This is a genomic window from Pseudomonas sp. Sample_23 (genome assembly GCF_004307595.1).
GTDB classification, from domain to species: domain Bacteria; phylum Pseudomonadota; class Gammaproteobacteria; order Pseudomonadales; family Pseudomonadaceae; genus Aquipseudomonas; species Aquipseudomonas atacamensis.
Window position 1 is genome coordinate 1 of the sequence record NZ_RCNX01000014.1, and the last position, 10420, is coordinate 10420.

The 10420-nt window shown below is 60.5% G+C and carries 9 protein-coding genes; 6 read left to right on the forward strand and 3 right to left on the reverse strand.

Annotated features, from left to right (window positions below; genetic code table 11):
- Positions 1-66: 66 nt before the first annotated feature.
- Positions 67-1410 carry an aminodeoxychorismate synthase component I gene (gene pabB, locus D8U82_RS03435; protein WP_130901657.1) on the forward strand — a complete coding sequence of 448 codons (1344 nt, stop codon included), beginning with the start codon at positions 67-69 and terminating at the stop codon, positions 1408-1410.
- A gap of 182 nt (positions 1411-1592) precedes the next feature.
- On the opposite strand, the gene thrH is transcribed toward pabB, so the two are convergent.
- Entirely contained in the window at positions 1593-2210 is a 618-nt protein-coding gene (thrH, locus tag D8U82_RS03440; protein ID WP_122705845.1) for a bifunctional phosphoserine phosphatase/homoserine phosphotransferase ThrH, read from the reverse strand.
- A gap of 165 nt (positions 2211-2375) precedes the next feature.
- Here thrH and D8U82_RS03445 point away from each other — a divergent pair, with 165 nt between their 5' ends.
- The 3 genes from D8U82_RS03445 (at position 2376) to D8U82_RS03455 (ending at position 6012) form a co-directional block, all read left to right on the forward strand.
- Positions 2376-3116 (forward strand): phosphoadenylyl-sulfate reductase, encoded by a 741-nt coding sequence (locus tag D8U82_RS03445; protein ID WP_130901658.1) that lies wholly within the window; start codon positions 2376-2378, stop codon positions 3114-3116.
- Between the two features lie 574 nt (positions 3117-3690).
- Positions 3691-5229, forward strand: a complete 1539-nt coding sequence (locus tag D8U82_RS03450; protein ID WP_125927629.1) for an NCS1 family nucleobase:cation symporter-1 — start codon at positions 3691-3693, stop codon at positions 5227-5229.
- A 54-nt stretch (positions 5230-5283) separates the two neighbouring features.
- Positions 5284-6012, forward strand: coding sequence for an aspartate/glutamate racemase family protein (locus D8U82_RS03455; RefSeq protein ID WP_122506523.1), 729 nt, complete (start codon positions 5284-5286; stop codon positions 6010-6012).
- A 131-nt stretch (positions 6013-6143) separates the two neighbouring features.
- Here D8U82_RS03455 and D8U82_RS03460 read toward each other — a convergent pair whose 3' ends face one another.
- Positions 6144-7067, reverse strand: coding sequence for a LysR family transcriptional regulator (locus D8U82_RS03460; protein ID WP_130887518.1), 924 nt, complete (start codon positions 7065-7067; stop codon positions 6144-6146).
- Between the two features lie 125 nt (positions 7068-7192).
- Here D8U82_RS03460 and D8U82_RS03465 point away from each other — a divergent pair, with 125 nt between their 5' ends.
- Positions 7193-7939: a 3-oxoacyl-ACP reductase family protein gene (locus D8U82_RS03465; protein ID WP_016773811.1), complete on the forward strand. Its 747-nt coding sequence runs from the start codon at positions 7193-7195 to the stop codon at positions 7937-7939.
- Positions 7940-8001: 62 nt separating this feature from the next.
- Here the strand turns inward: D8U82_RS03465 and D8U82_RS03470 are convergent, their stop codons facing one another.
- A complete protein-coding gene (locus D8U82_RS03470) occupies positions 8002-8697 on the reverse strand; it encodes an HAD-IA family hydrolase (RefSeq protein ID WP_130901659.1) in 696 nt (231 codons plus the stop codon).
- A gap of 239 nt (positions 8698-8936) precedes the next feature.
- On the opposite strand from D8U82_RS03470, the gene D8U82_RS03475 reads away from it, so the two are divergent.
- A partial coding sequence (locus D8U82_RS03475; RefSeq protein WP_241668037.1) for a DUF6531 domain-containing protein occupies positions 8937-10420 on the forward strand: 1484 nt, incomplete at its 3' end.

Here is a 10420-nt window from a genome sequence, read left to right on the forward strand (position 1 = left end):
ACTTTGATCTGGCAGCGCAGAGGACTACAATCCCCACCCCGCCTCAACGGCCGATCTGCCCCGCCCATGTTGACCTGCTCCGTACACCCACTGCCCTACCGCGCCAACCCCGCCGACTATTTCGCGGCCATTCGCAACGCACCCGGCGCCGTGCTGCTCGACAGCGGCCGGCCGAGCGCTGAACGCGGCCGTTATGACTTGCTCAGCGCCTGGCCGCTGGAACAACTGGCGGTGTTGCCGGACGAGAGCGGCGCGTATTTCCTCCAGCGCCTGCGTGACCACCTCAGCCGCTTGGGCGAAGCTCAGTTGCCTGCCGGGTATGAATTACCATTCGCCGGCGGGCTGATCGGCTATCTGAGCTACGACTTCGGCCGGCATCTGGAGAACCTGCCGAGTCAGGCGCTGGATGACCTGCAACTGCCCGATGCGCGTTTTGGCCTGTACGACTGGGCGCTGATCAGCGATCACCACGGGCAAACCAGCCAATTGGTCTTTCATCCATCGCTTGTCGACAGTGAACGGCAGCGATTGGTCGCGCTGTTCACTCAGCCTCAAGTTGACGCGCTGGCGCCTTTCAAACTGAACGCCCCGATGGCCGCTGATCTCTCGGCCGACGATTACCGTCAGGCCTTCGAACGCATTCAGGACTACATCCAGGCTGGCGACTGCTATCAGGTCAACTTCGCGCAACGCTTTCGTGCTGAATGCCAGGGCGATCCGTGGCTGGCTTACTGCGCTTTACGTCAGGCCTGCCCGACGCCGTTCTCCGGGTTCCAGAGCCTGCCCGACGGCGGCGCGGTGCTGAGCCTGTCACCGGAACGTTTCGTCAGAGTCAGCCAGCGCCAAGTCGAAACCCGTCCGATCAAGGGCACCCGCCCCCGTGGCGTCACCCCAGCCGAGGACGCCGCCAACGCCGCCGAACTGCTGGCCAGCCCCAAGGATCGCGCGGAAAACCTGATGATCGTCGACCTGCTGCGCAACGACCTCGGGCGCACCTGCCGCATCGGCTCGGTGCGGGTGCCGGAGTTGTTCAGTCTGGAGAGCTATCCGAACGTGCATCACCTGGTCAGCAGCGTGACCGGTGAACTGGCGACGGATCGTGATGCGCTGGACCTGATCGCCGGCAGTTTCCCCGGCGGCTCGATCACCGGCGCACCGAAGATTCGGGCGATGCAGATCATCGACGAGCTGGAACCGACCCGGCGCGGTCTGTATTGCGGCTCGTTGCTGTATCTGGACGTGCGCGGCGAGATGGACAGCTCCATCGCCATCCGCAGTCTGCTGGTCAAGGATGGTCAGGTGTGCTGCTGGGGCGGCGGCGGGATCGTCGCTGATTCGGACTGGCAGGCGGAGTATCAGGAGTCGATGACCAAAGTGCGGATCCTGCTCGATACCCTGCAGAACCTCTGAAGCATCGCGAGCAGCCTCCCACACCGATCGTTCCCACGCTCCTGCGTGGGAATGCAGCCCGGGACGCTCCGCGTCCCATCCAAAGCCGAACGCGGAGCGTCCGATGAGGCGTTCCCACGCAGAGCGTGGGAACGATCATCGTGTGGGAGCGAGCCTGCTCGCGAAGACGTCCTTCCAGACGACTACAAACTCAACTCTCTATTAGAGGCCTTGAGAAATTCCCGCTTCAGCTCTTCAAACGTATGCACCGCCGGGAACTGCGGAAACTCGCGAATCACGTTGTCCGGCGCGTGAAACAGAATCCCCGCATCCGCCTCGCCGAGCATGGTCGTGTCGTTGTACGAATCACCCGCCGCGATCACCCGGTAGTACAGACTCTTGAACGCCAGCACCGACTGGCGCTTGGGATCTTTCTGACGCAGTTGATAGCCCGTCACCCGACCACTTTCGTCAGTGATCAAGCGATGGCAGAGCAAGGTCGGGAAGCCCAGCTGGCGCATCAGTGGCTGTGAAAACTCATAAAAAGTGTCCGAGAGAATCACCACCTGAAAGCGCTCGCGCAGCCAGTTGACGAACTCCACCGCGCCATCCAGCGGTTTCAGTGTGGCGATCACTTCCTGAATGTCCGAGAGCTTGAGACCGTGCTCATCGAGGATGCGCAGGCGCTGCTTCATCAAAACGTCGTAATCGGGAATGTCCCGAGTGGTGGCCTTGAGGGAGTCGATTCCGGTTTTTTCGGCGAAGGCGATCCAGATTTCCGGTACCAGTACCCCTTCAAGATCCAGGCAAGCAATTTCCACAAGACACTCCCGTTTGTAGTGATTATTTGAGTCAAGCGAGGCCGAACTCTAGCGTCTGCACCCGAGGCGCGCAACGCAGAGGACGCCCCGGGCGCGGCAGCTTTTTGTTACCATCGGCCCCCTATAGAGCGCCCGAGCGCCATTGACCTGTAGGAAGCCGCCCTGATGAGCCCAACGTTTGACGTCGTGGAACTCGCCACGACCTATGCCAACAAATCCGCCCAGGACATCCTCAAGCTCGCCTTCGCCGAGTTCGGCGATGACTTGTGGATATCTTTCAGCGGCGCCGAGGACGTGGTGCTGGTGGACATGGCGTGGAAGCTGAACAAGAACGTCAAAGTGTTCAGCCTCGACACCGGCCGCCTGCATCCGGAGACCTATCGCTTCATCGAGCAAGTGCGCGAGCACTACAAGATCGATATTGAAATCGTCTCGCCGGACTACACGAAACTCGAACCGTTCGTGAAGGAAAAAGGCCTGTTCAGTTTCTACAAGGATGGCCACGGCGAATGCTGCGGCATCCGCAAGATCGAGCCGCTGCGGCGCAAGCTGTACGACGTCAAAGCCTGGGCCACCGGCCAGCGCCGCGATCAGAGCCCGGGCACCCGCAGCGCTGTGGCGGTGCTGGAAATCGACACAGCTTTCTCGACACCGGAACGCACCCTGTACAAGTTCAACCCGCTGGCGCAGATGACCAGCGAGGAGATCTGGGGCTACATCCGCATGCTCGAACTGCCGTACAACAGCCTGCACGAGCGCGGTTTCATCAGCATCGGCTGCGAACCCTGCACCCGCCCAGTGCTGCCGAACCAGCACGAGCGCGAAGGCCGCTGGTGGTGGGAAGAAGCCACGCAGAAAGAATGCGGCTTGCATGCCGGGAATATCATCAGCAAGAGTAAGGTTTGATCCCCCATTTATAGAAAGACCTGTGGGAGCGAGCCTGCTCGCGAAAGCGCAGTTCCAGTCAACGTTGCAGTTGCCTGATCCACCGCATTCGCGAGCAGGCTCGCTTTCACATTGATAGGTGCCAGGCACACAAAAGGTGTACACAAGGTTGTCACCATCGGTGCCATTTATGTGTGCACTTTCAGTTCTGACGCCCTGAAAAGTTACACTCTCCAGCAGAATCCCCATCTGCTTGCCCCTCTGCAAACTCCCTCCCCTGAAAAAAATTCCTGTCCAATCGATCAATTTATATCGCCGGTTTTTCAGCAACTTATGCCGCATTGATAACTATTCGAAATGAGCCCTGCCGCTTATAGATTGGCAACTGGCACAAATCTGGCTTTATCGCATACATGTTTTGTATACAAAACTGCAAAACATGCACACTTTCGATCCGCAAGCCTGAAGCGCCCTATCCCGTACAGGCTGCAGATGCCCCGTAACCAGTGATGTTTTCACCGCCGCGACGAAGATTTGTCGAGCCTGAGCGCTCATGCACAGTCATCGCGGGAGTGAACGTCAGGAGCCTGCCGGAATGCGTACAAGTCTTTCGAATAACATCGCGCTGGGTCTGCCCTCTTCCACGCTCGATCAACCGTTGCCCGATGACGGACTGAGCGAGCCGCTGCAACTGAGCCCGCGCCTGCACAACAGCGATCTGGCGCCGACCAAAGCCGAAGGGCGACGCTGGGGCCAGTACAGCATCTTCGCCCTGTGGACGAACGACGTGCACAACATCGCCAACTACTCGTTCGCCATCGGCCTGTATGCGTTGGGCCTGGGCGGCTGGCAGATTCTGCTGTCGCTGGGGATCGGCGCGGCGCTGGTGTACTTCTTCATGAACCTGTCCGGGTACATGGGGCAGAAAACCGGGGTGCCGTTTCCAGTGATCAGCCGGATCAGTTTCGGCATTCACGGTGCGCAAATTCCTGCATTGATCAGGGCGGTTATCGCCATCGCCTGGTTCGGTATTCAGACGTACCTCGCCTCGGTGGTATTCCGCGTCTTGCTGACCGCTGTGCATCCAGGCTTCGCCGAATACGATCACGACTCGATTCTGGGCCTGTCGAGCCTGGGCTGGGTGTGCTTCGTGGCGATCTGGCTGGTGCAACTGGCGATTCTCGCCTACGGCATGGAGATGGTGCGCCGTTACGAGGCGTTTGCCGGGCCGGTGATTCTGCTGACCGTTGCTGCCCTCGCCGGGTGGATGTACTTCCAGGCTAACGCGACCATTGCCTGGTCGATCCGCGAGCCGCTGACCGGTGGCGAGATGTGGCGCAACATCTTTGCCGGCGGCGCGTTGTGGCTGGCGATCTACGGCACGCTAATCCTCAACTTCTGCGATTTCGCCCGTTCTTCGCCGTGCCGCAAAACCATCAAGGTAGGAAATTTCTGGGGCTTGCCGGTGAACATTCTGGTGTTCGCTGCGATTACCGTGTTGCTGTGTGGCGCGCAGTTCCAGATCAACGGGCGGATCATCGAAAGCCCGACCGAAATCATCGCCTCGATCCCCAACACATTCTTTCTGGTGCTCGGCTGCCTGGCTTTTCTGATCGTCACCGTCGCCGTGAACATCATGGCCAACTTCGTCGCCCCGGCGTTCGTCCTCAGCAACCTGGCGCCGAAGTACCTGACCTTCCGCCGCGCCGGGTTGATCAGCGCGACCATTGCCGTGCTGATCCTGCCGTGGAACCTCTACAACAGCCCGCTGGTGATCGTGTATTTCCTGTCGGGCCTAGGCGCCCTGCTCGGCCCGCTGTACGGGGTGATCATGGTCGACTACTGGCTGATCCGCAAAGGCCGGATCAATGTGCCGCAGCTCTACAGCGAAGACCCCAACGGCGCTTATTACTACAGCCGTGGCATCAATTTCCGCGCGGTGGCGGCGTTTATTCCTGCAGCGCTGATCGCCATCGTCCTGGCCCTGGTACCTGGTTTCCACAGCGTTTCACCGTTCTCCTGGCTGATCGGTGCCGGTATCGCCGGCATGCTTTACCTGATCATCGCCAAACGCCAGACGCATTACGCCGAAGTCAGCGGCGAATGCATCGCTGTGGATAACGTCAGCCACTGATCCCTTCGCGGCCCGGTTTTCGGGCCGCACCACTGCCCGCAATAAGGATTTTCCATGCGTATTCTCGTGGTCAACGTCAACACCACCGAATCCATCACCGACGCCATCGCCCGCTCGGCGCAGGCCGTCGCTTCGCCCGGTACCGAAATCGTCGGCCTGACCCCGTACTTCGGCGCCGAATCGATTGAAGGCAATTTCGAAAGTTACCTGGCCGCCATCGCCGTCATGGACCGGGTGATGGCCTACGACCAACCCTTCGACGCCGTGATTCAGGCCGGCTACGGTGAGCACGGCCGCGAAGGCTTGCAGGAATTGCTCAACGTGCCAGTGGTAGATATCACTGATGCGGCGGCCAGCACCGCGATGTTCCTCGGCCATGCCTACTCGGTGGTGACCACGCTGGATCGCACCGTGCCGCTGATCGAAGATCGACTGAAATTGTCCGGTCTGTGGGATCGCTGTGCCTCAGTGCGCGCCAGTGGTCTGGCGGTTCTGGAGCTGGAACACGAACCGCAGCGCGCACTGGAAGCGATCGTGCAGCAGGCCGAACTGGCGGTGACCCAGGACAAGGCCGAGGTGATTTGCCTGGGCTGCGGCGGCATGGCCGGGCTGGACGAGCAGATTCGCCGGCGCACCGGCGTGCCGGTGGTGGATGGCGTGACAGCGGCGGTGACGATTGCCGAATCGCTGGTGCGCTTGAAGTTGTCGACGTCGAAGGTGCGCACGTATGCGACGCCACGGCCGAAGACCATTATTGGCTGGGCGCAGCGCTTTGCTCGATAGACCGAGTTATCGTTCATCGCGGGCAAGCCCGCTCCCACAGGGTTTTGTATTCTTTGCAAGATGTGTGAGCAACTCAAAACTTGTGGGAGCGGGCTTGCCCGCGATAGCCGCAACTCGGTTTGGTGCCTGGCTCAGATAGCACTAAACCGCCGCCCCAGTCCCTGCTCAGCAAACTGTTCAATCACGAAATCCACAAACGCCCGGGTCTTGCCCGGCAACAATTTGTGCTCGGCGTAATAGATCGAAATGTTGCCGTCATCGACAAACCAGTCCGGCAGCACTCGCTGTAACGTCCCTGCCTGAAGATACGCGACCGCAAACGGCATGCTCACCAGCGCAATGCCCAAACCTTGCATCGCCGTTGCACAGGCAGCCTCGGAATCACTCATGGTCATCCGCGCCCGCAATGTCAGCGGACTGTGTTGCTGATCGCGGTGAGTCAGTTGCCAGGAGCGCACGCGCCCGGTCTGCGGTGAGCGAATCAGAATGCCGTCGTGTTGCTTGAGGTCATCGGGATGGCTGATCGGCGCATGTTTTTGCAGATAGTCCTCAGATGCCACCAACACCCGATGCGCCGGTGTCAGCCTGCGCGCAACCACACCTTGCGGCAGTTCAAAGCCGCCGCCAATCGCCGCGTCGAAGCCCTGTCCGATCAGGTCGACTTGGCGGTTATCGAAATGCCAGTCCGGGTTGATCGCTGGATAACGCTGCAGAAACTCACCGAGCAGCGGCACGATATACAGACGGCCGAACACCGTACCCATGCTGACTTTCAGCGTGCCGGCCGGTTGCCCGCCGGCACTGGCCAGATTGGCCACGGCATTCTGGATGGTGGTCAGGCTGGCGCTGACTTCACTCAAAAACAGCTGCCCCGCTTCGGTCAGGGTCAGGCTGCGTGTACTGCGCTGGAACAGCCGCACGCCGAGCCGCGCCTCCAGTTTCGCCACGCTTTTGCCCACTGCCGCCGGGGTCAGGCTCAAGCGTCGCGCGGCTTCGGCAAAGCTGCCGACTTCGGCGCTGCGCACAAAGCATTCGATACTGCTGAATGTTTCCATGATCGCCACTATAAACTTCTGGTTTACACAGACTATAGCAATCATGGTCTACCCGGTTGTCGATGCCAGGCCGATACTCGGCACCAACACCAAGGCATTCCGCCTTGAACACTTGGAGATCGAACATGACCACTCAACACCTCAGCGGCAAGGTCGCTCTGATTCAAGGCGGTTCACGCGGCATCGGCGCAGCCATCGTCAAACGCCTGGCCGCTGAAGGCGCCGCCGTCGCTTTCACTTACGTCAGCTCCGCCGCCAAAGCCGAAGAACTGCAGAACAGCATCACCGGCAACGGCGGCAAAGCCTTGGCGATCAAGGCTGACAGCGCCGATGCCGGCGCGATTCGCCACGCCGTCAGCGCCACCGTCGAAGCGTTTGGCCGGCTGGACATTCTGGTCAACAACGCCGGCGTACTGGCCATCGCGCCGCTGGAAGATTTCAAACTGGAAGACTTCGATCAGACTTTGGCCATCAACGTGCGCAGCGTGTTCATTGCTTCGCAGGAAGCAGCGAAACACATGGGCGAAGGCTCGCGGATCATCAACATCGGCAGCACCAACGCCGACCGCATGCCCTTCGGCGGTGGCGGCGTGTACGCGATGAGCAAATCGGCACTGGTCGGCCTGACCAAAGGCCTGGCCCGCGACCTCGGCCCACGGGGCATCACCATCAACAACGTGCAACCTGGCCCGGTCGACACCGACATGAACCCGGCCCATGGCGAATTCGCCGACAGCCTGATTCCGCTGATGGCCGTCGGTCGTTACGGCACCGCCGATGAAATCGCCAGCTTCGTCGCCTATCTGGCCGGGCCGGAAGCCGGTTACATCACTGGCGCCAGCCTGACCATCGACGGTGGTTTCGGCGCCTGACAGACCGGCAAGAAAAAACGCCGCCTTTCTTTATAGGAGGGGCGGCGTTTTTGTGTGGACGGTCAAGCCAGTTCCAGCGCCGGCAGGCCAAAGGCGCTGGGCATAAATGCTTTCAGCGAACGAATAATGCCGTCAGCGTGAGCATATTTCTCATCGGCCATCGCTGCGTCGGGGATGGCGATTGCGGTCATGCCTGCCGCTTTCGCGGCGGTGACGCCGAACGGCGAATCCTCGAACACCAGACAATCCGAGGGCGTGACGCCCAGACGCCTGGCAGCGGTGAGAAAGATATCCGGCGCCGGTTTGGCCGCGCCAACTTCCGGATCGTCCGCCGTGACGATGAAATCGAACAGCGCAAACCACTCACGGTGCAAGGTGGTTTTCTGCCCGAACGACTGGCGCGACGAACTGGTGCCCACCGCGATCGGGATGTTGTGCGCTTTGAGGTGACGCACCAGCGCTTCGGCCCCCGGCATCGCCTGCGCCTTGGGGAAACGCTCGCGCATCAGCGGCTCGCGGATCTGCAGAAATTCTTCCGGAGTGATCGGTAACTCCAGCGCCTGCACCACGTATTTGGCCAGGTCATTGGCACCGCGACCAATGATGTTTTGTTTGACGCTCCAGTCGAAGGTTTTCCCGTAGCGCCCGGCAATCAGCGAGGTGACCTCGGTGTAAATGCCCTCGGTGTCGAGCAGCAAACCGTCCATATCGAAAATCACGGCCTTGATCGGGCCGAACGTCGTCAGCGGTGCATTCATCATCGGATCCGTTAACAAAGACATCCCGGGCGACAGGCAACGTGCCGCAACGCGGATCTGATTAATGGGTTCAGCAGCATAGCGAGGCCGATGGACATTGAGCAACGGGCAATGCCATCGACGCCTTTTCGCATTTAGCGAAAACTCCTACAGACACTGCCTACTTCCCCGACTTCTTTCCTTTTTGATCCCCCGCAAAGTCCGCGCTCCCGTTTTTTCACATGCGCGAGCGACTGCGAATGTTTCAACCCGATCGGCTCCTGGCCCTGAACAACAGCATCGGACTGCTGGTGGTGGCCGCCCTGAATCCCCAGCAGCCCGATTTCGAAGCGCTGATCGACGAGTTCCGCCTGTGCCTGAACAACTACGACGCCTGGGCCGAGCAGTTCTGGACCGGGACCGCGCTGGACATCGAGCAAGTGTTCAAGGTTGGCAATGACGTACAACTGAGCGCGCCGATCACCTCGCGCGCCCCCATCAGCTCATCGGTAGTCATGTGCCCGGCCAACGGGCCGCTGACCCTGGTGCATTTGTTCGAAACCGCGCGCTTCGTGCCGATCGGCGACACCCCGGTGACCCTCGAACCGCTGCTCAGCGACGTCGACGGTGTGCTGACCTTCGGCGAACCACTGCGCTACACCATCGGCCCGAGCGGGATTCTCGAGGTGACCGATTGCATGCGCGGCCAGCGCTATCGCGTCACCTTCTTTCCCGATGTTTCTACCGACCATGTCCGCGCCCTGTATGCCTCATATGAAGGCGTGATTGCCGGTCTTGAAGGCTGGCTGCGCAGCGAATGGACAGGCTTCCAACCGCAATGGACGGAGTTTTCCAGCGCCGGTTTTCTTGATCGTTACGGGCAGTTGCAACGGGCCGATTGGCGCGGTCTGGAAAAAGCTTTGAATGGCGTCTGGGATGACATTCAACAACTGTTCGCCCTACTTGCCGATCTGCAGGAGCACAGCGCGAAGCTCCTGGAATACCTGAGCGAAGTCGAACTTGAGGCGCTGCTGGCGGCTTCCAGCGAGGCGATTGCCAACGCTTTGTTGATGCTCAGCGACGAGCCGTTGCTGTTCATTCATCTGGCCGCGTTCACCAGTTGGCTGAAGATGCTGCCGCCGCAATACCTCGCCGAGGTGGTGGCCGAAGTTCGCACCGAGTTGCTCATCAGTTTCCTGTTGATGCGCGTCGCCGGGGGTGCCGGCGTATCGCTGCGTTTGAGCAGCAAGGTCCTGGCGAAGATCAAGTCGCCACGGGCGCGGGAATGGCTGGCCGCGTCAGCCTTGCGTCTGGCTGAGCTGACTTCGACGCCGGAGCTCAAGCAGCACGCGAGCACACTGAAGCCGCTGATGTTTCATGCCCGCGAGGTGGAGCTGAAGCCGACTCCATCGATTCCGCTGAACATTCGCCAAGCCGATGAAGTTGTGTTGAGCGTGCCGAATCCGGCGCCACTCGCGCGGGACAAATCTCAAAACATGGCGCGCCTTGAGCGCCACGAGCCACACGACGACGCGCCCGACCAGGCGAAAAACCCCAACGGCGATGCCGCCGATTGCGTGCCCAAAACCTGCAAAAACGGCTGCCCGGTGTCGATGGTCACCGGCGAAGAACTGCTGACCCTGACCGACGCCGTGCTCGACGGCGTGCTGCCGTTCGAGTTCACCCGTTTGTACCGCAGCAGCGCGGTCGAGATCGACATCGGCCTGGGTTTTGGCTGGAGCCA

Bases quoted from the DNA above. Each gene is read 5' to 3' on its own strand.
- D8U82_RS03445 (WP_130901658.1), top strand. From the start codon at position 2,376: ATGAGCCCAACGTTTGACGTCGTGGAACTCGCCACGACCTATGCCAAC.
- D8U82_RS03465 (WP_016773811.1), top strand. From the start codon at position 7,193: ATGACCACTCAACACCTCAGCGGCAAGGTCGCTCTGATTCAAGGCGGT.
- D8U82_RS03470 (WP_130901659.1), bottom strand. From the start codon at position 8,697: ATGAATGCACCGCTGACGACGTTCGGCCCGATCAAGGCCGTGATTTTC.
- D8U82_RS03450 (WP_125927629.1), top strand. From the start codon at position 3,691: ATGCGTACAAGTCTTTCGAATAACATCGCGCTGGGTCTGCCCTCTTCC.
- D8U82_RS03455 (WP_122506523.1), top strand. From the start codon at position 5,284: ATGCGTATTCTCGTGGTCAACGTCAACACCACCGAATCCATCACCGAC.
- pabB (WP_130901657.1), top strand. From the start codon at position 67: ATGTTGACCTGCTCCGTACACCCACTGCCCTACCGCGCCAACCCCGCC.
- D8U82_RS03460 (WP_130887518.1), bottom strand. From the start codon at position 7,067: ATGGAAACATTCAGCAGTATCGAATGCTTTGTGCGCAGCGCCGAAGTC.